Raw genomic sequence first — 20,955 nt, 5'->3', positions numbered from 1 at the left:
GCACTGACTGATCGTTCCTACGCTCTGCGCGGGAACGCCCTGCGGAATCAGAACTTGATGAAATGCTTGCGATAATGCTGCAACTCGGCAATCGACTCGCGAATGTCATCCAGCGCCAGGTGGGTGCTGCCTTTATGGAAGCTGTCTTTGACTTCCGGTGCCCAGCGTGCGGCCAGCTCTTTCAAGGTCGACACATCCAGATTGCGATAGTGAAAGTAACTTTCCAGCGCTTTCATATAGGTATAGAGAAAGCGTCGGTCCTGGCAAATGCTGTTACCACAGATCGGCGACTTGCCCTTGGGCACCCACTGTTCCAGGAAGGCAATGGTTTCGGACTCGGCTTCGGCCATGCTGATGCGGCTTTCACGCACTCGCTGGGTCAGGCCCGAACCGCCGTGGGTGCGGGTGTTCCACTCATCCATGGTGGCGAGCACTGCGTCGCTGTGGTGGATCGCGATGACGGGGCCTTCGGCCAAGGTATTGAGGTTGCTGTCGGTGACAATGGTCGCCATTTCGATGATGACGTCGGTGTCAGGGTTCAGACCGGTCATTTCCAGATCGATCCAAATCAGGTTCTGTTGGTTTTGCATGTCGTGGTTCCTTGGCACCTTGGCGTAGCTGCGCAGTTTAGCAGGCAGGGCGTGCTAGACTCGCGACCGTTTTACCTAACCTTTGCATTATCGACACGGAACACCAATGGCCAAACGCCAGCTCAACCGTCGCCAAAACTGGCGCATCGAAAAGATTCAAGGCGAACGCGCTGCCCGCGCCGCCAAACGTGAATCCAGCGCTGTAGACGCGCTTGAAGGCGGCGACCTGGGGCCCGAACAAACGGGCCTGGTGATCGCGCACTTTGGTGTGCAGGTCGAAGTCGAGGCTAAAGAAGGCGAACACGCCGGCTCCGTGTTCCGTTGCCACTTGCGCGCCAACCTGCCCGCGCTGGTCACCGGTGACCAGGTGGTGTGGCGTGCCGGCAACCAGGGCATCGGCGTGATCGTCGCCCAACTGCCGCGTACTACCGAACTGCGCCGCCCAGACAGCCGAGGCCAGCTCAAGCCGGTGGCGGCCAACGTCGACATGATCGTCATCGTCTTCGCGCCACTGCCCGAACCCCATGCCAACCTGATCGACCGCTACCTGGTGGCGGCCGAGCATGCTGGCATCCGCCCGCTGTTGCTGCTGAACAAGTTCGACTTGATCGATGAGCAGAACGCTCCGGCGCTCAATGCATTGCTGGCGGTCTACCGCACCCTGGGCTACCCAGTGTTGGAAGTCTCGGCCCACCACGGCAATGGCATGGAACAACTGCAACAACAGTTGGACGGGCGCATCAGTGTGTTCGTTGGCCAATCGGGCGTGGGCAAGTCATCGCTGGTCAACAGCCTGCTGCCGGAAGTCGAGACCCGTGTGGGGCCGCTGTCGGAACTGTCCGGCCAGGGTACCCACACCACCACCACCGCGCGGTTGTTCCACTTCCCGGGCGGCGGTGAGTTGATCGACTCCCCAGGGATTCGCGAGTTTGGCCTGGGCCATGTCAGCCGCACGGATGTAGAAGCGGGCTTTATCGAGTTCAACGACTTGATCGGCACCTGCCGCTTCCGTGACTGCAAACATGATCGCGAGCCGGGTTGCGCCCTGCTCAAGGCCCTGGAAGAGGGCCGTGTGCAACAGCAGCGGATGAACAGCTATCGCTCGATCATCGCCAGCTTGCCTGAAACCAGTTATTAAACATCGCGATAGTGGCCCGGCTCCTGTGCCGGGCTACTTGGCAAGGCCCCTCGTCCTACATTCCCAATACCCCATCGCACAAAGAATCCTCCGTAGGATATAAATCCCGCTAAATGAAGGGTTCTTCTCTTTATTAAAAGCACAGTTTTATTACGCACTTATTCCCTTACATTCCGCCATCTCGGCACCATCAATCGATGCCGCAAACGATCAATGCGAAATGCCCCAAGGGAATGCCATGCAAACTTACCATCTGTTTATCAGTCATTCGTGGAACTACTCAGATGCACACGACAAGTTGGTAAATCTGCTGACTGCCCACCCGACATTTAACTTCAAGAACTTCTCGGTACCGCCGCACAACCCGATCATCGGCGCGCAGACCGACAAGGAACTTGAAACCGCCATCGAAAACAAGATTCGCCCGTGCTCGGCGGTGCTGATCATGGCGGGGATGTATTCCACCTACAGCAAGTGGATCAACAAGGAAATCGAGATTGCCCAGCGCATGGGCAAAGTCATTATCGCGATCAAACCGTTTGGCGCCGAACGTATTTCCACGGTCGTGCGCGAGGCGGCCAATGCAGAGTGCGCATGGAATACCAACAGCATCGTCGGTGCCATTCGCCTGCACACGGAAGCCTGAACCATGCGCAAGGCACTTTTTATTGGCATTAATAACTACCAGTATGTTTCACCGCTATCGGGCTGCAACAATGACGCCATTGCGATGGCTTCTTTAATTGGAACGTCACGCGAACGGCCGACCCAACTTCAGCAACAAAGTCCTGACCTCCGCAGAAGAAAACCTAACACTCGCCACCCTGAAACAGCATATTCAAAATTTATTTTCCGGTGACTGCGATGTTGCACTTCTTTACTTCGCCGGGCATGGCCAATTCGACACAAACATCGATGAAGGCCTATTGATCCCCCAGGACTTTGAACCCGGCGGCGAAGGGATTCGTATCAGCGATATTTTGAATTGGGCAGCCAAGGCCACACAGGTCAAAAACAAAATCATCATTCTTGACTGCTGCCAGGCTGGTGCCGCCGGAGCCATGCGTGATTTGCGTGCAGGCACTAGCGTGCTTGGCGAGGGCGTGACCATTCTCACCGCCTGCAAGCAACAGCAGTCAGCGCTGGAAACCAGTGGTCACGGCGTCTTCACCGACCTGTTATTGCAGGCGCTGCACGGCGGAGCAGCAAACGTCCTGGGCAAGATCACTCCGGGCAGCGTGTATTCGTTCGTGGATAACGCACTCGGCGCTTGGGAACAGCGCCCTGTGTTCAAAACCAATGTTTCGCAGTTTGTCCCATTGCGTGAAGTCGCCCCCCTGATAGCGGAGGAGACGTTACGAAAATTCAAGGAATGGTTCCCAGACGCCAGTTACGTATTCCCTCTCAACCCCAGTTACGAGCCCACAGCGAGCGAGTTTGACTCTGACAACGGAGAGATTTTTTCCCAGCTACAGAAGTGCAATCGCCACAGCCTGATCGAACCTGTCGACGCTGAGCACATGTATTACGCCGCAATCAATTCGACCGGCTGCCGCCTTACAGCGCTGGGCGCCTACTACCGCGAACTTGCCATCAAAGGACACTTCTGATGCCGGTATTTATCAGCTATCGCCATACCGACCGCGTACAAGCCATGGCTATCAATGCTCGCCTGACGCGGGCAAACATCAAGACCTACATCGATGTATTGGACGCCGAATCACAAACCACCGATGACATTACCGGCGTCATCACGCGCCGCATCACCGAATGCACTCATCTGCTGGCAGTCGTTTCCGAACACACCGCACGATCCTGGTGGGTGCCGTTTGAAATTGGAGAGGCCACGATCAGCAATCGACGGATTTGCTCTTTCAAGACTGGCACCAGCGAGCTGCCCCTGTATCTGGACAAATGGCCAAAACTGACCAGCGACACCGACATAAGCTTTTTCATTGAAGCCTACTGCGACGAAGCGACTACCAAGCGGTCAATGGCCCCGGGTTCCGTCAATGAATCCATGCGCAGCGTCTACCAGCAAAACGCCGAGTTCTTTCACAACCAACTCAAAGCCCGAGTCCGTCGCGGCTACTAACACACGCCAGGTACAGCAAGGCCGCGATCATCGCGGCCTTGCTGTACCTGGCTTATGAGCCAGTGACTGGCTGAGTCGGGTCTTTCGCCCCGCCGTCATCGAACAGGTTGAGCCGTTGCCGCAGTTCATGGGCCGGCAAAGGCTCCTGCTCCGGTGGCAGCGCATTCGGATCCGCCGGCACTTCGCCTGGCGCACCGTCACCTTGAGTGGGTAGCGCCGGCTGGGCTGCGCCCTGCTCACCTTCAATCGCACGCTGGGCCTTTTTGGTCAGCACTACGATATCGATGCGGCGGTTGACCGGATTGAGCGGGTCTTTGAGGTCAAACAGCTGCGAGGAAGCAAAACCCACCACGCGCGCCACTTGCTCATCCGGATAGCTGCCAGCGACCAAAGCACGACGCGCGGCATTGGCGCGGTTGGCGGACAGCTCCCAGTTGCCAAAATCACCCAGGCCCGAATACGGCTTGGCATCCGTATGCCCACTGACGCTGATCTTGTTCGGCACCGCCTTGATAGTGTCAGCCATGGCCAGCAAAATATCCTCGAAGTACGGCTTCAAGCGCGCACTGCCGGAGTCGAACATCGGCCGGTTGGCGGCGTCCATGATCTGGATGCGCAAGCCATCCGGGGTGATCTGGAACAGGATCTGGTCCTTGAATTTCTCCAACTGCGGGTTCTCGTCAACCTTCTTCTGCAACTCCTGCAGGAGCAACTCCAATCGTTCCTGCTCAACCATGCTTTCGACGGTCTCACGCTCAATGGGAATATTTTCCTGGGGCGACTCGGTCTTGGCTTCCGGGTTGATAGTGCGCTCGGGTGCCAATTTCGGCGAGCCTCCCAGGTCGATCACGAAAGGTGTGCCGCTCTCGGAAAAACCAATGGGATCCTTGAAGTAACCGGCGATAGCGATCTTTTGTTCCGGGGTGGCAGTGGACATCAGCCACAGCACCAAAAAGAACGCCATCATCGCCGTCGCGAAGTCGGCAAAGGCGATTTTCCAGGCGCCGCCGTGATGCCTCGCAGGGAAGCGCTTGACGCGCTTGATAATGATCGGCTGATTGTTTTCCATGGCTTAGCGACCGCGAACTGCTTGTTCGAGCTCGACAAAGCTTGGTCGATGCTTCGGATACAGCACCTTGCGACCAAACTCCACCGCCAGGGACGGCGGCATACCGGAAGCCGACGCCACCAGGGACGCCTTGATCGCCTCGTAGACGTTCAGTTCTTCCTTGGCATCATGGGCCAGGGACGTCGCCAGGGGACCGAAGAAACCATAGGCGGCGAGAATACCGAAGAAGGTCCCCACCAGTGCCGCACCAACGTGCATACCGATGGCTTTCTGATCGCCCTCGCCAAGAGAAGCCATGGTCACCACGATCCCGAGGACCGCCGCGACAATACCGAAACCAGGCATACCGTCGGCGATGCCAGTCACGGCATGGGAGGGGTGCTCGAGCTCTTCCTTGAGGCTGAACAACTCCATATCGAACAAGCCTTCCAGCTCATGGGGTGCCATGTTGCCGGAAGACATGATGCGCAGGTAGTCGCAGATGTAGGCGGTCATGCGCTCGTCTTTGAGCACGCCCGGGTACTTGGCGAAAATCGGGCTCGCCGCAGCGTCCTCGATGTCGCCTTCAATGGCCATCATGCCCTCGCGGCGACTCTTGTTGAGAATCTCGTAAATCAGCCCCAGTACTTCCAGGTAGAAGGTGTGGGTGAAGCGCGAGCTGAACATGCCCAGCGACTTCTTGATCACGTGCATGGTCATGTAGCCAGGGTTGGCTTGCAGGAATGCACCAAATGCCGCGCCACCAATAATCAGCACTTCGAAGGGCTGGATCAGCGCTGCAATTTTACCGTGGGACAGGACGTATCCGCCGAGCACGCTCGCGATGACGACGATGATGCCGATAATTTTAGCCATAGGGGATGAGTACTTGTACCGTCGGGTTCATGGACATATTTGCAAGATCTAAAAACTCTTCTTCTACTTATCGGCAAATCTGCGCCAGACTGTAGCCCGCCAAAGCGAAAAACCAGTTAGGCCCGCTCCGGGCGTGTTGACCGCAAATGATGATCGCGCGCTAATCATGGCTAATGAAACAACAGTCCCTACTCCCAAACCCAACACGATAACCGGCTGGATAAAGCGGTTGAACGATGTTGTGCTGCCCGTTCCCCGGGCGAACCACGAGCAGGTGTGCAAAGCCATCGGCGACAGCCGCCGATCGTTGCGGGATATTGCAGAGCTGATGCAAAACAGCCCGGCACTGGTGCTCAGTGTGATGCGTGAGGCCAACCATCACAGCCATGGCAGCCTCGCGGAACCGGCGGATAATCTTGAAATAGCGATCAACCGCCTCGGTTTGAAACGCACCGAGGAGCTGCTGGCCCGCCTGCCGTCTGTACCCCTCGATGAAATCCCCGTGGCCCTGCGCCAACTGCAAATGATCAGCCAGCACGCTTCGCAACAAGCCAGTGGCCTGTTCGCCAGCCGCCTGGCACGGCTGTGGCAAGACATCCACTGGGGCAGCCTGCTGTTTCTCTCGCCCCTGTGGCCGATGGCGATTGCCTATCCGACGTTGCTGGAGGAGTGGGAACTGCGGGTAATTCATAAAGGCCAGTCGGCACACAAGGTCGAGCAGGCATTGTTTGGCGTGCGCCTGCTGGAACTGTGCCTGGGCCTGACCGAGGCCTGGCACCTGCCGATCTGGGTTTCCCAGGGCTACACCCTGCTGCTGAACGAACAGCGTCTGCTGGTCAAAGCGCTGCATATTGCCCGGGAAGACGAGCCGCTGCGCCAACAGCAACTGCTGGATGCCGACCCGACACTGCGTCGTTGGTTGAACCAGCCGGCCAACACGGTACTGCTGGCCAACGGCCTGGCCATGTCGGCCCAGGAATCCTGGGCCTGCCCGCACACCCAGCGCTGGCAATACCTGGCCGCACTGTACCTGCAAGAACCCTTGGGTGAGGTGCAGCAACAGGTTCACCAGCAAGCGGTCACCAGTGCCCGCAAGGACCTGACGGGCGATCTTTGGCACCCGGCACTGTCATTGATCTGGCCATGGAATGTGCAACGAACTGATCGTGACCCGCTCCCGGCACCGCCTCCGACCGCCGAAGCCTTGGCGACATGGCGCAAGCGGTGTACCGAATTGTTGGTGCAACCGAGTCGCTTTGCCAATGCCATGCACCTGACCACTTGCGCCAAAGAGGCGCTGGTAGCCAGCGGCATGCACCGGGTGATGTTGCTGATGACTGATCGAACCTTGAGCACCTTGCGAGCGCACCAGGTCGACGGTTTGCCCAAGGAGGCCGCCCACCTGAGCCTGGATGTTGCACAAAGCACGCTGCTGCAACGCCTGCTGGAAAAGTCCGCCCAAGTGCGCCTGACGCCAGACAACCATGCCCAGTTTTCGGTATTGCTGCCGGCCCAGCTTCGCCACCTGTTCATCGGCGAGCATCTATTGTTGCGCTCCCTGAGCAGCAATGGCCGAGTAGTGATGCTGATGGTGGCCGACCAGGGCGGTGGGCCGTTCTCGGAAACCACCGTACAAGCCTTCGGCAAAACCGCCCAGTGCATCGAGAAGGCCTTGCACAGCTTTACCAACCGCAGCGCCTGATGCTTGCGCTACAATCGCCCTCCTTTACCGCGAACATTTGTGCCCAGGAGACCTCACATGCCTGACTTCTCTGGCTTGCCGCTGGTGATCGAATCCAGCGACCTGCTTGGTCGCCTCACCGCTGAACAGCTGATTCTGGTGGACCTCACCAGCGCCGCCCGTTATGCCGAAGGGCATATCCCCGGCGCGCATTTCGTCGACCCCAAGCGCACACAACTGGGCCAGCCGCCCGCACCGGGCCTGCTGCCAGCCAAGGCAGACCTGGAAAAGCTGTTCGGCGAACTGGGCCATTCCCCGGACGCTACCTACGTGGTGTACGACGACGAAGGTGGTGGCTGGGCCGGACGCTTTATCTGGATGCTCGACGTGATCGGCCACCCAAAATATCACTACCTCGACGGCGGCCTGCTGGCGTGGCTGGATGAGAAACACCCCGTCTCAACCGACGTCCCAGCCCTGGCCGGCGGTCCGGTCAACCTGACCCTGCATGAAGAGCCCACCGCCACCCGCGAGTACCTGCAAAGCCGCCTGGGTGCTGCCGACCTGGGTATCTGGGACGCCCGTGGGCCACTGGAATATTCCGGAGAGAAAGTCCTCGCGGCCAAGGGCGGGCACATTCCCGGCGCCGTGAACTTTGAGTGGACCGCCGGCATGGACAAGACACGCAACCTGCGTATCCGCCGTGACATGCCGCAGATCCTCGAAGACCTGGGGCTGACCAAAGACAAAGAAATCATCACCCACTGCCAGACTCACCACCGTTCTGGCTTCACCTACCTGGTGGCCAAGGCGCTCGGTTATCCGCGAGTCAAAGGTTATGCCGGTTCCTGGGGCGAATGGGGCAATCACCCCGACACCCCTGTCGAGACTTAAGGTTTAAGGACAATTAATGAAAAAACGTTTGTTCATCCTCAGCCAATACCTGCTGCCCCACCACCTGCTGTCGCGGCTGGCAGGCTGCATTGCCGAATGCCGCGTGCGCTGGTTCAAGAATGCCTTCACCAGCTGGTTCGCCAAGCGTTATCAGGTGGACATGTCCCAGGCCCTGGTGGAAGACGTGACGGCTTACGAGCACTTCAATGCCTTCTTTACCCGCGCCCTGAAAGACGGCGCACGGCCGTTGGACCCAACCCCCGACGCCGTACTGAGCCCGGCCGATGGCGCCTTCAGCCAACTCGGCCCGATCGAGCATGGCCGCGTATTCCAGGCCAAAGGCCACAGCTTCAGCGTGCTGGAATTGCTTGGCGGCGACGCCGCTGTTGCTGCTCCGTTCATGGGCGGCGACTTCGCCACTGTTTACCTGTCGCCGAAAGACTATCACCGCGTCCACATGCCACTGGCCGGCACTCTGCGGGAAATGGTCTACATCCCTGGGCGAATCTTCTCGGTGAACCAGACCACGGCAGAGAATGTGCCGGAGCTGTTTGCACGCAACGAGCGGGTTGCCTGCATATTCGACACCGAACGTGGCCCGATGGCCGTGGTGCTGGTCGGCGCAATGATTGTGGCGTCGATTGAAACCGTCTGGGCTGGCTTGGTCACGCCGCCCAAGCGCGAGCTCAAAACCGTGCGTTACGACGAAGCTGCCCGCGGGCCGATCCACCTGGAAAAAGGTGCAGAGCTGGGGCGCTTCAAACTGGGCTCGACGGCGATCGTACTGTTTGGCCCGGGCCAGGTGAAGTGGGCCGAGGAGTTCGTGGCGGGGACGCCGGTACAGATGGGTCAGGGCATCGGCTTGCCGAAGGCTTGATCGAACCGATAACTGTAGGAGCGAGGGGGACGCCTAGTTCTTGCTCGCTCCTACCGTATCTTGCGGGGTTACAACTGACCGTCGCGGTCGCGCAAGCCCAGCAGGTATAGCACCCCATCCAGCCCCAAGGTCGAAATCGCCTGCTTGGCCGATTGCTTGACCAATGGCTTGGCACGGAACGCAACGCCCAACCCGGCAATTGCCAACATCGGCAAATCGTTTGCACCGTCGCCCACCGCGATGGTCTGCTCCAGTCGCAACCCTTCCTTGTGCGCCAACTCTTTGAGCAAATCAGCCTTACGCTGTGCGTCGACAATCGGCTCCACCGCCACGCCAGTCACCTTGCCATCCACCACTTCCAACTCGTTGGCGAATACATAATCGATGCCCAACTTGGCCTGCAATTGCTTGGCGAAGAAGGTGAATCCACCCGAGAGGATCGCGGTTTTATAGCCCAGGCGCTTGAGTTCGGCGAACAGGGTTTCTGCGCCTTCAGTCAGACGCAGCGACTCACCGATGGAGTCCAGTACGCTGACGTCCAGGCCCTTGAGCAGCGCAAGGCGCTCTTTAAAACTGGCGCGAAAGTCCAACTCACCCGCCATAGCCCGCTCGGTGATGGCCGAGACTTGCTCGCCGACGCCAGCGGCCTTGGCTAATTCGTCGATGACTTCGGCTTCGATCAGTGTCGAGTCCATGTCGAATACGGCCAGGCGACGATTGCGACGAAACAGCGAGTCTTCCTGAAAAGCGATATCGACATTCAGTTCCTGGGCGACGCTGAGGAACTCGGCACGCAGGGCTTGGGGATCGGCCGGGTCACCGCGCACCGAAAACTCGATGCAACCCTTGCCTTGATCGGCCGGCGTGTCCAACGGCATGCGCCCCGACAGACGGTCGATATGGTCGATATTCAGTCCATATTGCGCAGTAATCGAACTGACACGTTGCAATTGCTCTGCGGTTACCTTGCGGGTCAACAGAGTTACGATGTGGCGTTTTTTGCCTTGGCCAGCGACCCAGTGCTGGTAGTCCTTTTCAGACACCGGGGTGAAACGCACCTGCTGATCCAACTTATAAGCCGTAAACAGGATGTCCTTGAGCACGGACGAGGCTTGCTCGGTGCTTGGAATCTCCACGAGGATGCCAAACGACAAGGTGTCGTGGATCACCGCCTGGCCGATGTCGAGAATGCTCACTCCACCCTGAGCCAGGACGCCGGTAATGGCTGCGGTAAGACCCGGACGATCTTCGCCGGTGATGTTAATCAGGACAATTTCGCGCAAAGCGCACCCCCGAGGTAGAAAAAAACCGCATTCTACCCACTTTCAGTGACCATCGGGCGCAGCGAGCGCTTTGCCGGTCTTAGGCCTGTCGCTATACTGCGCGTCAACTTCACGGACTAAAGAGCCGAGCTTAAGTGAACCGGCCCACGCCAGTAAAAACCGATAACTTCTTCCTGCTGATCTTCCGGGCACTGCGTCATCGCCGTGTACCGATCGCATTACGCATCGCCAGCCATAACGTGATCCTGGTCGCTCTGGCCTTGGTGATCTACGCCTGCGTGATGGGATTGCAGTTCAAGCAGGCCATGCACGAGCAAGCGGATGCCCTGGGCGCCAGCTTGACCACCCAGACCGCCACCTCGGCGACGGAGCTGTTGGTGTCCAACGACATCCTCAGCCTGAACGTGCTGCTCAATAACCTGACCAAGAACCCGCTGGTGGCTCACGCCGCCATTTACAGCGCGGACAACCGGATCATGGCCGAAGCCGGGCAACGCCCGAAAAATGGCCTGTTGAGGGAGGCCGAAGGCCTGTATTCGAGCAATATCACCTTTCAGGACGTGAAGGCCGGGCAACTGCGTATCAGCCTGGACATGCAGCAGTTTCAGCAACCGATGACCATCAGCCTGCAAAGCATGGGCATCTTGAGTGCGATCCTGTTGGCGTTGTCCCTGGCCTTGAGCCTACGCCTGGGGCGGCACATCTCCACGCCATTGATGCAATTGCGCATCTGGCTGCGGGATATCGACGAACACACCCCGGCCACTGACCGCCAGGATGAAATCGGCGACCTTGCCCGTCAGTTGCACACAAGCTTTGCTCCGGAACCGATAGCTCCCGAGCCTGAACCCGAGCCTGACTACGACGATACCGAGTACGAAGACGACGAACCCGACTTTGAAGCGCACAACCTACGTGATCCAGGCTTCGACGAACCCGCACCCGTGGCCGGCCTCAAGCCCGCAACACGCCTGGCGATCAAGGCTGAAGAGGACGATCTGGACGAGGACGATCCATTCGCCGATCTGCGTGACAACTCGCCGCCAACCACGCCCCTGTTAAAGCCGGTTCCTGTACAGAACACCGAGCCACAACACAGCGCTGTACTGGCAGTGCAGCTTGGTGCCCAGGACCAACTGCGCCGCCTGCCTCGCGCACGCCTGACCGAACTGCTGGAGCGTTATCGTGATTGCCTCGACCAGGCCGCATCGCTGTATCAAAGCGAATTGCACACCCTGAACGACGGCAGCACGTTGATGTTGTTCCACAGTGAAGACAGCGGCGAAGATTATCTGACCAATGCCATCTGCTGCGGCGAATTGCTGCGGGCGCTGGGGCACGCGCTACAAATCGAAGTGGCCGACAGTGGTATCACCTTGCAACTGCAACTGGGGCTGACGGTAGGCGACGACCTGTACGGCATGAGCCAGATCGACCTGCTGCTGACCGAAACCGCCCAGGATGCCCTGGCGCTGTCTCAACACAGCCGCAACCTGCTACTGGTGGAGCGCAAGATCAGTGATGACCTACTGATTCGCCAACGGGCACGGATCCGGCCGATTGCCAGCCCAGAGGGCGCGTGCTGCGTAGAGCGGTTGATGGAACCTTACCCATCGATGCTGGAGCGGCAACTGGCGCGGATGCATGAAACGCGGGCCAAGGACTAAACCCCAGGCCCAACAAAAAGCCCGCAGATGAGCGATCATCTGCGGGCTTTTTCATTGGGGCGGCTTTAAAGGTGCCGTGCAGCCGCTGCCGAAGCGTAGGGCTGTATCAGAACCTGAACACTTCCAGATCGGTACGAATCGGCGAAGCCATTGGCATCTTCGGCTTCTCCGGCGCAGGCTTGGCTTGTGCCGATGCTGGCTTGCGTGGCACTTCAGCGATCGGTGGCTGGTTGGCCAATGGCTTGAGCGCCACCGACAATTGTTCCGCCAAATGCTGCAGCAACACACCTTGAGCCTGGACCTGGGAGGCCGTGGTACCCGCGTGCTCTTCCTGCAAGTGCACGATGCGATTGTCTCGCACCTGGCCACGGCGGTCGATCAAACGCCACTGCGCATCGAGGATCGCCGGCTGCGAAGCTCCGGAGTCCAGGCGGGTAATCGTCAGCAGCACCTGTACGTCCGGGGCAAAACCCGCCGACGCCGGCGCCAACACCACGCGCTGGCTGTCTAGATGACCGGCCACCTGACGCAACAACAACTGGTTGATGTCGGACGAAAGGCTACCCGCCCAACGACCGTCGATAGAACCTTGCAGGCTGCCGTCGTTCTGACGCTGCAGCAGGGTTTCGCGTTGCAGGTAATCAGCCACCACAACCGGGCCAAGCAATATGGCCATGCCATCACTTTGTGCAGGTTGAGTCGGACTTCCGCTGTCCAGTTGATACAGCGATACCGGTTGGTGCGTACTGCAACCCGCCAGCCCCAAAAGGCCAGCGAGCAACAAAAATAAAGGAAGGCGTGGAGCTGTCATCATCCCATCCAAGTGGCTGCCACAAGGCGAACCACAATGTAATACTCAAAAATAACCTATTACGCGCTCAGCCACGCTGGCGCTGGAAAGGCCATATCATCCGTGAATATACGCCATGACTCCAGCGCCAAAGCGTCGATCTACGGGTTAAATCGTAGATCGGGAGCTTTAAATCGCCTTAAACGGGCGTGTCTACCAATAACGCGTCCACTCGTTGGAAGCCTCGAGGCAGTTTGTTCCCACGGCGACCACGCTCACCCTTGTAGTGTTCGAGATCATCCGGACGCAGCGACAGTGTGCGCTTGCCGGCCTGCAGCACCAAGGTCGAGCCTTCCGGGATAACAGCGATGTCGGTCACGAACTCCTCGCGACTGGCCACCCGCTCTCCAGGAATACCGATGATCTTGTTGCCCTTGCCTTTACCCAACTGCGGCAAGTCACTGATCTTGAAGATCAGTAATCGACCTTCGGTGGTCACCGAGGCCAGCCAGTTGCCATTACGATCACTGACCGGACGCGGCAAGATAACCTTGGCATTGTTCGGCAGGCTCAACAATGCCTTGCCCGCCTTGTTCTTGGCCTGCAGGTCTTCCCCCTTGACCACGAACCCGTAGCCGGCATCGGAGGCGATGACATACAGCGCATCGTCATCCGGCAGCAGCACGCATTCAAAGTTCGCTCCCGGTGGCGGCGTCAGGCGACCGGTCAACGGCTCGCCCTGGCCTCGCGCCGACGGCAAGGTATGGGCGGGCACCGAATAACTGCGACCGGTGGAGTCGATAAACACTGCAAACTGGTTGGAGCGCCCGGCTGCAGCGGTCTTGAAACCGTCGCCCGCCTTGTAGGACAGCCCCGTGGCATCGATATCATGCCCCTTGGCAGAACGAACCCAACCCTTTTCCGACAGAACGACGGTAATTTTCTCGTTGGGCAGCAACTCGGTTTCCGTCAGGGCCTTGGCCTCGGCCCGCTGGACAATCGGCGAGCGTCGGTCGTCGCCATAGGTTTCGGCGTCCTTGATCAGTTCGCTGCGCACCAGCTTCTTGAGTTTGGCTTCGCTACCCAGCAAGGCTTGCAGCTTGGCTTGCTCCTTGAGCAGCGCGTCTTGCTCGTCCCGCAGTTTCATCTCTTCCAATCGCGCCAACTGACGCAGGCGGGTGTCGAGGATGTAGTCGGCCTGGATCTCGCTCAGCTCGAAACGCGCGATCAGGTCGGCCTTCGGGTGTTCGGCGGTACGGATGATATGAATCACTTCATCCAGGTTGAGGTAGGCAATCAACAAGCCGTCCAACAAGTGCAGCCGGCGCTCGACCTTGTCCAGGCGGAACTGCAGGCGTCGACGCACGGTCTGCACCCGGAATTCCAACCATTCAACCAGCAAGGCACGCAGGTTCTTCAACTGCGGCTTGCCATCCAGGCCGATGATGTTGACGTTGACCCGGTAGCTGGATTCCAGGTCGGTGCTGGCGAACAGGTGTTGCATCAGCACTTCGTGGTCGACCCGGCTGTTGGTCGGGATGATCACGATGCGGCATGGGTTTTCGTGGTCGGACTCATCACGCAGGTCAGCCACTTGTGGCAGTTTCGACGGTTTGGCCTGCATCAGCGCGGCGATCTGCTCCAGCACCTTGGCGCCGGAGACCTGGTGCGGCAAGGCGGTGACGATGATGTCACCGTCTTCGGCGTGGTACACGGCGCGCATGCGCACCGACCCCTTGCCGGTTTCGTACATTTTCAGCAGATCGGCGCGAGGCGTGATGATTTCCGCTTCGGTCGGGTAGTCCGGGCCCTGGATATGCTCACACAGCTGTTCGACGGTAGCCTTGGGTTCATCGAGCAAACGTACGCACGCGGTGGCGACTTCCCGCAGGTTGTGCGGTGGCACATCGGTGGCCATGCCGACTGCGATGCCGGTGGTGCCATTGAGCAGGATATTCGGCAAACGAGCCGGCAACACCAGCGGTTCTTCAAGGGTACCGTCAAAGTTCGGACCCCAGTTGGCCGTGCCCTGGCCCAGTTCGCTGAGCAGAACTTCCGAGTAACGGGACAAGCGCGCCTCGGTGTAACGCATGGCGGCAAAGGACTTGGGATCATCCGGCGCACCCCAGTTGCCCTGACCGTCCACCAGGGTGTAACGGTAGCTGAACGGCTGGGCCATCAGCACCATGGCTTCATAGCAGGCCGAGTCGCCGTGGGGGTGAAACTTGCCGAGCACGTCACCGACGGTGCGTGCAGACTTCTTGTGCTTGGAGTCGGCGTCCAGGCCCAACTCACTCATGGCGTAGATAATGCGCCGCTGTACCGGTTTCAGGCCGTCGCCGATATGCGGCAATGCACGGTCCATGATCACGTACATGGAGTAGTTGAGGTAGGCACTTTCGGTGAAGTCAGCCAGCGATCGGCGTTCAACGCCATCTAAGCTGTCTGCAAGGATGTCACTCATGCGGGCCTCATCATTGTTTGGTCTGGCGCAGCAGCAAAGTGCCGCCACGCTGGGTAAATTCAAGTTGTTTCAATGCGCTCATGCCCAACAGCACTTGCTCGCCACCCAAGCCCGGCGCCACCAGGGCGCGGACGTCCTGCAGGACGATATCGCCCAATTGCAGGCGCTCCAGGCGGGTGCGATAACCCTGGCTGCGACCGTTGGCCGTGCTCAAGGTCACCGGCATACCCCGTTCAAGCCCCAGGCGCTCGGCCAACCCGGCTGGCACCGCCACGTCGGTGGCGCCAGTGTCGAGCATGAACGCCACCGGCTGGCCGTTGATCTGGCCGCTGGCAACGAAATGCCCCTGGCCGTTGCCAACCAGTTTTACTTCGATGTAACCCTCGTGTTGCTCCGAAGTAACCACGGCATTGGGATTTTGCTGGCGCGCCTCCCACTGCCCAAAAAATCGTGTAGCCAAAAACAACCCGGCGCCCCAGGCTACAAACATCAGCACACGTCCGGCGCGCTTGCCAGGCGGCGCACTCATGGCTTGGCGCTCCAGCCACCGGCCGGGGCTGCGAAACGATAGACCATCGGCCGTTTTTCACCATCGACACGGGGGCCAAAATTATTGTCGATCCCCATCCAGGCGCCATCAGCGTCAATCACCAGGGCTTCGGCCAGGCCATAAGCCTGGGGATAACGCCGATTCGGCACCAGCGAGTCCTCAGCATAGGACCAGCACATTTCGACCTGAGCCGTGATGGTGTCCCGACGGCAGATCTGGAACGCATTGCGCTCCAGGGTAAACAGCTTGCCATTGAACAGCGCAAGGTCGGCAAAGTCTTTGGACACTGCTTTGGCACCGGGGAACTGTGCCGGCTGCATGCGCTGGCCCGCTTCGCTCAGCAGCACACAGGCCCCATCGCAATCCCAGACACTTTGCGGGCGCTTGATGGAGATCAGCCCTCGCCGCTCCCGCTCGGCCGCCAGCCAGATCTGATTACCCTCGGGGTTGACCGCCAGGCCTTCAAACAAGGCATTGAAGTGCAGCAACATGCCACTGGCCCGGGCCTCGCGAACCATGCTGGGGGCAATCTTCAGCCACTCGGTATCGCCATAATCACCGGAGAACGGCACCCTTAAAACAGCTGCGTGGGATTCGCTGACAATATAGCGATTGCCCACGCTGTCGCAGCTGATGCCTTCAAAATCCAGGTCGCCACCGCGAATAAACGATGCTGCCTTGGTACGCGAGCGCAAACCCCAGGGCAATCCGGAGTCTGGCACTGGCGGAACATCAAGCCCGTACTTCTCGGCTTTCCAGACATCTGAGGATGTATCGAGTCGGTATATTCGATCATCGTCACGATCGGATACCGCCCACAGCCCATCGCGACACATGGCCAGGCCCGACAGATTACCGCCGCGCATGCCGTCCACCGGGTGTTCAGCGATCAACTTGAGCTCGGCAACGGGCCCGGCAACCACCGGGGTGGCCGCCAATCCGCTTAACAACAGTATCGCCAGGGCGAAACCGCTGCGCATCAACCCAGAACCTCGGCCAGGTTGCCTTTGGATTCCAGCCAGCTCTTGCGATCCGGTGCTCGCTTCTTGGCCAGCAGCATGTCCATCATTTCCGAGGTGGCGGCAAAGTCTTCCAGGGTCAACTGCACCAGGCGCCGAGTGTTCGGGTCCATGGTGGTTTCCCGCAGTTGCGGCGGGTTCATTTCACCCAGGCCTTTAAATCGGGTGACTTGCGGTTTGCCGCGTTTCTTCTCGGCCACCAGTCGATCAAGAATGCCGTCACGCTCGGCTTCGTCCAGAGCGTAGAAAATCTCCTTGCCCAGGTCGATCCGGTACAGCGGCGGCATGGCGACGTAGACGTGACCGGCATCCACCAACGGGCGGAAATGCTGGACGAACAATGCGCAAAGCAAGGTGGCAATGTGCAAACCGTCGGAGTCGGCGTCGGCGAGAATGCAGACCTTGCCGTAGCGCAACTGGCTGATGTCCGCCGCACCCGGGTCGACCCCAATGGCCACGGCGATGTTGTGTACTTCCTGGCTGGCCAGTACTTCGCTGCCATCGACTTCCCAGGTATTAAGGATCTTGCCCCGCAGCGGCAGGATCGCCTGGAACTCCTTGTCCCGCGCTTGCTTGGCGGAACCACCGGCGGAATCACCTTCCACCAGGAACAGCTCGGAACGCATCGGGTCTTGCCCCGCGCAGTCCGCCAGCTTGCCAGGCAGTGCCGGGCCCTGGGTGATACGCTTGCGCTCGACTTTCTTGCTGGCTTTCAGGCGGCGACCGGCATTGTTGATCGCCAACTCCGCCAGGGCCAGGCCCAGCTCCGGGTGCTCGTTGAGCCACAGGCTGAACGCATCCTTGACCACCCCGGAGACAAACGCTGCCGCCTCACGGGACGACAAGCGCTCCTTGGTCTGGCCGGAGAATTGCGGCTCCTGCATTTTCATCGACAGGACGAAGGCGATCCGCTCCCAGACGTCTTCCGGCGCCAACTTCACGCCGCGCGGCAACAGGCTGCGGTATTCGCAGAATTCGCGCATGGCATCCAGCAAACCCTGGCGCAAACCGTTGACGTGGGTACCTCCCTGGGCGGTCGGAATCAGGTTGACGTAGCTTTCCTGAACGCTGTCGCCACCGTCAGGCAACCACAGCAAGGCCCAGTCCACAGCTTCTTTATTACCGGCCAAACTGCCGCAGAACGGCTCGTTGGGCAGACGCTCGAATTCGCTGACAGAGTCTTCCAGGTAGGAGCGCAGACCGTCTTCGTAGTGCCACTCGACTTTTTCGCCGGTGCCTTTGTCTTCAAAGCTGACCAGCAGCCCCGGGCACAGCACGGCCTTGGCCTTGAGTACATGCTTGAGGCGGCTGATGGAGAATTTGGGTGAATCGAAGTATTTCGGATCCGGTGCGAAGTACACGGTGGTGCCGGTGTTGCGCTTGCCAACAGTGCCAACCACTTCCAGTTCGGTGGCTTTATAGCCGTCGGCGAACGTCATCTCGTATTCGTTGCCGTCGCGCTTGACCTTGACCCGCACCTGCGTCGACAAGGCATTGACCACCGAAATACCGACACCGTGCAAGCCGCCGGAGAACTGGTAGTTCTTGTTGGAGAACTTGCCGCCAGCATGCAGTTTAGTGAGGATCAACTCGACGCCCGACACACCCTCTTCCGGGTGAATATCCACCGGCATGCCGCGACCATCGTCGCTGACTTCCAGGGAGTGATCGGCGTGGAGAATGACTTGTACCGACTTGGCGTGCCCGGCCAAGGCTTCGTCGACGCTGTTGTCGATGACTTCCTGGGCAAGATGGTTCGGCCGACTGGTGTCGGTGTACATGCCGGGGCGTTTGCGCACCGGGTCGAGGCCCGAGAGGACTTCGATGGCGTCGGCGTTATAAGAGCTAGCGCTGGGAGTGGCCATGGGGTCTCGTCGTGAGTCGTTCGATTAAAAAGTAACCTGCGGTTTCAAAGTGCTGCGAAATCGAAGGATTGATACTGATCAGGGCCAATGCCGGCAAAGCTCAACAGCGCCGGCAACTGCCGGGCAAACCCCTGGTAACCATGATCGCCACCGGCCTGGATACGCAAGGCACAGGCCCGGTAATACTGCTGGGCAAGGCGATAATCCAGTGTTTCGTCCCCGGTCTGCAACCATACCTGGTAACGCTGGGCATCCTGGGGTGCCGGGACTTCCAGCTTGGCCAGGGCCGCGACGTGATCATGGGTCAGTTCCCAGGCTTCATCGGTATAGAGGTTCTTCTGGGTGCCCAGGTAACCGTCGAACATCCGATGGGGGCTGACCGCAGGGTTGACCAGCAAGGCATTGAGGCCATGGCGCTCGGCAAGATGAGTTGCATAGTAGCCGCCGAGTGAGCTGCCGACCAGCAGTGGCCGGCCCAGCTCGCCAATGGCCTGTTCCAACTGGGCAATCGCCTGGCGTGGATGATGATGCAGGGCCGGCACGCACAACTGATCAGCCAGGCCGAGGCTGTCCATCACGGTGATCAACTGGCAGGCCTTGTTGGAGGCCGGGGCGCTGTTGAAACCGTGGATATACAAGATCGAAGCGGACATTCCGGGTCCTCGGTGGGTCGGCTCAAAGAGGGGCAGTTTACAGGGAACTTGAGGGCTAGGCTCTAGCGGGGTTTCTGTGTACATATCCGTTGCTGCGGTAACGGCTTCCTATGGTTCCGCTCTTACAGCGGCTCACTTTTGAACAGCGCAAAAGTAAGCAAAACGCTCTTGCCCCACCACTCGGCACCTCGCTTAGGCTCGGTGTGCCCGAACGAAGGCATTACTACGCGGGCCGCCGCGACGGGGCGTCCCTGCCCCGTCGCGGCTAAACCGGCGTCCTGCCGGTTTACCCGCTCCGTAATACCTGCGTTCGGCCAGCGTGGTTTAACGGGGCGCCTAAGATCAAAATCAAAAGCAGATCAAGAACACGGCGGCCTACCGGCCGGCCTGAGTGGTGTAGGGCAAAGGCAAAGGCAAACGCGGTCCACTGTAGGCATCCCCTCGCCCCTACAGAAGAGCGGCTTCTGATCTTGATCTGCTGCCCATAAAACCAGAGGCCGAACGCAGGTATTGAAGAGCGGGTATGCCCCAAAACCATCAGTAGCCATCAGTAGCCATCAGTAGCCATTGCTACCGTAATCCACTTGGAACGCAAACCCTTCGATCCTTTCGACGCCAGTTTCCAGCCGTCCGTCAGCATGCAGCCGCAGCCAACGATACCCGGGCGCCTGCTCGCTCACCTTGAAATCCTCGCTGCCAGGGGCGAACTGGATGCAGGTAGACGGCGACGCCAGCAAGCGCACGCCCTTGCGTTCGCGGTCGATTTCCTGGTGCACGTGGCCCCAGAGCACCGCGCGCACCTGCGGGAATCGATCCAGCACCGCAAACATAGCCTCGGGATTACGCAAACCGATGGGCTCCATCCAGGCGCAACCGATGGACACCGGGTGATGGTGCAAGCACACCAGATGATGGCGGGACGGTGCTTCACTCAAGGATTGCGCAAGCAGTTGCAGTTGCTGGTCCTGCAAATAACCCGGGACCGAACCCGGTACGGCAGAGTCCAGCAAGGTGACGCGCCAGTTGCCCACATCCACCACCGGCTGCATCAGCGCGCTTTGCACCGTGGCCCGGGCCATGATCAGCGGCTCATCGTGATTGCCCGGAATCCAGCGCGCCGGCGCTGGAATTTGCCGGGTCATGTCGTGAAACGCTTGATAAGACTCCAGCGTGCCGTCCTGGGACAGGTCGCCCGTGGCCAGCAGCAAATCAATCTGCGGCTGCTGGGCCAATACGCACTCGATCACCCGTTGCAGGCTGGCACGGGTGTTCATGCCGAGCAGCATGCCCTCGGCATCGGCAAACAGATGGCTGTCGGACAGTTGCACCAGCAACGCTGCGGCGTCAGGGTTCAAAATGGATACGCTCGGCAAGGCGCTCTCCCAGGGCGTGATCACAGAAATGGACATTGGGTGCAATTATGCTGGGGCAGGACACAAAGAGGAAACCTAAGGAAGCGGACGCA

General features: G+C 59.4%; 18 protein-coding genes and 1 pseudogene. 8 read left to right on the top strand and 11 right to left on the bottom strand.

Annotated elements, in window-relative coordinates; genetic code table 11:
* Positions 1–47: 47 nt before the first annotated feature.
* The gene (gene orn / locus GIR22_RS05840; protein WP_154742408.1) at positions 48–590 is read right to left on the bottom strand and encodes an oligoribonuclease; all 543 of its coding nucleotides are present in this window, start codon (positions 588–590) and stop codon (positions 48–50) included.
* 106 nt (positions 591–696) lie between these two features.
* Here orn and rsgA point away from each other — a divergent pair, with 106 nt between their 5' ends.
* The 4 genes and pseudogenes from rsgA to GIR22_RS05820 all read left to right on the top strand — a co-directional run bounded on the left by rsgA (position 697) and on the right by GIR22_RS05820 (position 3,823).
* Entirely contained in the window at positions 697–1,728 is a 1,032-nt protein-coding gene (gene rsgA, locus GIR22_RS05835; RefSeq protein ID WP_154742407.1) for a small ribosomal subunit biogenesis GTPase RsgA, read from the top strand.
* 238 nt (positions 1,729–1,966) lie between these two features.
* Positions 1,967–2,374, top strand: a complete 408-nt coding sequence (locus tag GIR22_RS05830) for a TIR domain-containing protein (RefSeq protein ID WP_154742406.1) — start codon at positions 1,967–1,969, stop codon at positions 2,372–2,374.
* A gap of 3 nt (positions 2,375–2,377) precedes the next feature.
* Positions 2,378–3,338, top strand: a pseudogene (locus GIR22_RS05825) (caspase family protein).
* Positions 3,338–3,823, top strand: coding sequence for a toll/interleukin-1 receptor domain-containing protein (locus GIR22_RS05820; protein ID WP_154742405.1), 486 nt, complete (start codon positions 3,338–3,340; stop codon positions 3,821–3,823). The pseudogene GIR22_RS05825 and the gene GIR22_RS05820 overlap by 1 nt, the downstream one beginning before the upstream one ends.
* A 52-nt stretch (positions 3,824–3,875) precedes the next feature.
* On the opposite strand, the gene motB is transcribed toward GIR22_RS05820, so the two are convergent.
* Both motB and motA read right to left on the bottom strand, forming a co-directional pair.
* Positions 3,876–4,892 (bottom strand): flagellar motor protein MotB, encoded by a 1,017-nt coding sequence (motB, locus tag GIR22_RS05815; protein ID WP_154742404.1) that lies wholly within the window; start codon positions 4,890–4,892, stop codon positions 3,876–3,878.
* A 3-nt stretch (positions 4,893–4,895) separates the two neighbouring features.
* Positions 4,896–5,747: a flagellar motor stator protein MotA gene (gene motA / locus GIR22_RS05810; protein ID WP_154742403.1), complete on the bottom strand. Its 852-nt coding sequence runs from the start codon at positions 5,745–5,747 to the stop codon at positions 4,896–4,898.
* Between the two features lie 166 nt (positions 5,748–5,913).
* Between motA and GIR22_RS05805 the strand changes: the two genes are divergently transcribed.
* The 3 genes from GIR22_RS05805 to asd are packed head-to-tail and all read left to right on the top strand — an operon-like array spanning position 5,914 to position 9,199.
* Positions 5,914–7,449 (top strand): HDOD domain-containing protein, encoded by a 1,536-nt coding sequence (locus GIR22_RS05805; protein ID WP_154742402.1) that lies wholly within the window; start codon positions 5,914–5,916, stop codon positions 7,447–7,449.
* A 57-nt stretch (positions 7,450–7,506) separates the two neighbouring features.
* Entirely contained in the window at positions 7,507–8,322 is an 816-nt protein-coding gene (locus GIR22_RS05800) for a rhodanese-like domain-containing protein (RefSeq protein WP_154742401.1), read from the top strand.
* 16 nt (positions 8,323–8,338) lie between these two features.
* Positions 8,339–9,199, top strand: a complete 861-nt coding sequence (gene asd / locus GIR22_RS05795) for an archaetidylserine decarboxylase (RefSeq protein WP_154742400.1) — start codon at positions 8,339–8,341, stop codon at positions 9,197–9,199.
* Positions 9,200–9,267: 68 nt separating this feature from the next.
* On the opposite strand, the gene serB is transcribed toward asd, so the two are convergent.
* Positions 9,268–10,482: a phosphoserine phosphatase SerB gene (gene serB / locus GIR22_RS05790; protein WP_154742399.1), complete on the bottom strand. Its 1,215-nt coding sequence runs from the start codon at positions 10,480–10,482 to the stop codon at positions 9,268–9,270.
* A 134-nt stretch (positions 10,483–10,616) separates the two neighbouring features.
* Here serB and GIR22_RS05785 point away from each other — a divergent pair, with 134 nt between their 5' ends.
* Positions 10,617–12,149 (top strand): AhpA/YtjB family protein, encoded by a 1,533-nt coding sequence (locus GIR22_RS05785; protein ID WP_178122108.1) that lies wholly within the window; start codon positions 10,617–10,619, stop codon positions 12,147–12,149.
* 106 nt (positions 12,150–12,255) lie between these two features.
* Here the strand turns inward: GIR22_RS05785 and GIR22_RS05780 are convergent, their stop codons facing one another.
* The 7 genes from GIR22_RS05780 to cpdA all read right to left on the bottom strand — a co-directional run bounded on the left by GIR22_RS05780 (position 12,256) and on the right by cpdA (position 20,863).
* Positions 12,256–12,960, bottom strand: a complete 705-nt coding sequence (locus GIR22_RS05780; protein WP_154742398.1) for a PqiC family protein — start codon at positions 12,958–12,960, stop codon at positions 12,256–12,258.
* A gap of 178 nt (positions 12,961–13,138) precedes the next feature.
* Positions 13,139–15,403, bottom strand: coding sequence for a DNA topoisomerase IV subunit A (gene parC, locus GIR22_RS05775; protein ID WP_154742397.1), 2,265 nt, complete (start codon positions 15,401–15,403; stop codon positions 13,139–13,141).
* A gap of 10 nt (positions 15,404–15,413) precedes the next feature.
* Positions 15,414–15,932, bottom strand: coding sequence for a retropepsin-like aspartic protease family protein (locus GIR22_RS05770; RefSeq protein WP_154742396.1), 519 nt, complete (start codon positions 15,930–15,932; stop codon positions 15,414–15,416).
* Positions 15,929–16,933, bottom strand: coding sequence for an esterase-like activity of phytase family protein (locus tag GIR22_RS05765; protein ID WP_154742395.1), 1,005 nt, complete (start codon positions 16,931–16,933; stop codon positions 15,929–15,931). Before GIR22_RS05765 ends, GIR22_RS05770 begins: the two co-directional genes overlap by 4 nt.
* Positions 16,933–18,837 (bottom strand): DNA topoisomerase IV subunit B, encoded by a 1,905-nt coding sequence (gene parE, locus GIR22_RS05760; RefSeq protein ID WP_154742394.1) that lies wholly within the window; start codon positions 18,835–18,837, stop codon positions 16,933–16,935. Before parE ends, GIR22_RS05765 begins: the two co-directional genes overlap by 1 nt.
* Before the next feature lie 44 nt (positions 18,838–18,881).
* Positions 18,882–19,490, bottom strand: a complete 609-nt coding sequence (locus GIR22_RS05755) for a YqiA/YcfP family alpha/beta fold hydrolase (protein ID WP_154742393.1) — start codon at positions 19,488–19,490, stop codon at positions 18,882–18,884.
* Between the two features lie 557 nt (positions 19,491–20,047).
* On the bottom strand, positions 20,048–20,863 hold the full coding sequence (gene cpdA / locus GIR22_RS05750; RefSeq protein ID WP_154742392.1) for a 3',5'-cyclic-AMP phosphodiesterase: 816 nt from the start codon (positions 20,861–20,863) through the stop codon (positions 20,048–20,050).
* Between the last annotated feature and the right edge of the window lie 92 nt (positions 20,864–20,955).

Source organism: Pseudomonas karstica (assembly GCF_009707515.1).
Taxonomy (GTDB): domain Bacteria; phylum Pseudomonadota; class Gammaproteobacteria; order Pseudomonadales; family Pseudomonadaceae; genus Aquipseudomonas; species Aquipseudomonas karstica.
This window is presented reverse-complemented; position numbering and strand designations above follow the sequence as displayed.

Coding starts and splice junctions, on each gene's coding strand:
- asd (WP_154742400.1), top strand. CDS start 8,339: ATGAAAAAACGTTTGTTCATCCTCAGCCAATACCTGCTGCCCCACCAC.
- GIR22_RS05805 (WP_154742402.1), top strand. CDS start 5,914: ATGGCTAATGAAACAACAGTCCCTACTCCCAAACCCAACACGATAACC.
- GIR22_RS05755 (WP_154742393.1), bottom strand. CDS start 19,490: ATGTCCGCTTCGATCTTGTATATCCACGGTTTCAACAGCGCCCCGGCC.
- parE (WP_154742394.1), bottom strand. CDS start 18,837: ATGGCCACTCCCAGCGCTAGCTCTTATAACGCCGACGCCATCGAAGTC.
- GIR22_RS05800 (WP_154742401.1), top strand. CDS start 7,507: ATGCCTGACTTCTCTGGCTTGCCGCTGGTGATCGAATCCAGCGACCTG.
- GIR22_RS05765 (WP_154742395.1), bottom strand. CDS start 16,933: ATGCGCAGCGGTTTCGCCCTGGCGATACTGTTGTTAAGCGGATTGGCG.
- parC (WP_154742397.1), bottom strand. CDS start 15,403: ATGAGTGACATCCTTGCAGACAGCTTAGATGGCGTTGAACGCCGATCG.
- GIR22_RS05830 (WP_154742406.1), top strand. CDS start 1,967: ATGCAAACTTACCATCTGTTTATCAGTCATTCGTGGAACTACTCAGAT.
- motB (WP_154742404.1), bottom strand. CDS start 4,892: ATGGAAAACAATCAGCCGATCATTATCAAGCGCGTCAAGCGCTTCCCT.
- GIR22_RS05780 (WP_154742398.1), bottom strand. CDS start 12,960: ATGACAGCTCCACGCCTTCCTTTATTTTTGTTGCTCGCTGGCCTTTTG.
- GIR22_RS05770 (WP_154742396.1), bottom strand. CDS start 15,932: ATGAGTGCGCCGCCTGGCAAGCGCGCCGGACGTGTGCTGATGTTTGTA.
- motA (WP_154742403.1), bottom strand. CDS start 5,747: ATGGCTAAAATTATCGGCATCATCGTCGTCATCGCGAGCGTGCTCGGC.
- GIR22_RS05820 (WP_154742405.1), top strand. CDS start 3,338: ATGCCGGTATTTATCAGCTATCGCCATACCGACCGCGTACAAGCCATG.
- rsgA (WP_154742407.1), top strand. CDS start 697: ATGGCCAAACGCCAGCTCAACCGTCGCCAAAACTGGCGCATCGAAAAG.
- orn (WP_154742408.1), bottom strand. CDS start 590: ATGCAAAACCAACAGAACCTGATTTGGATCGATCTGGAAATGACCGGT.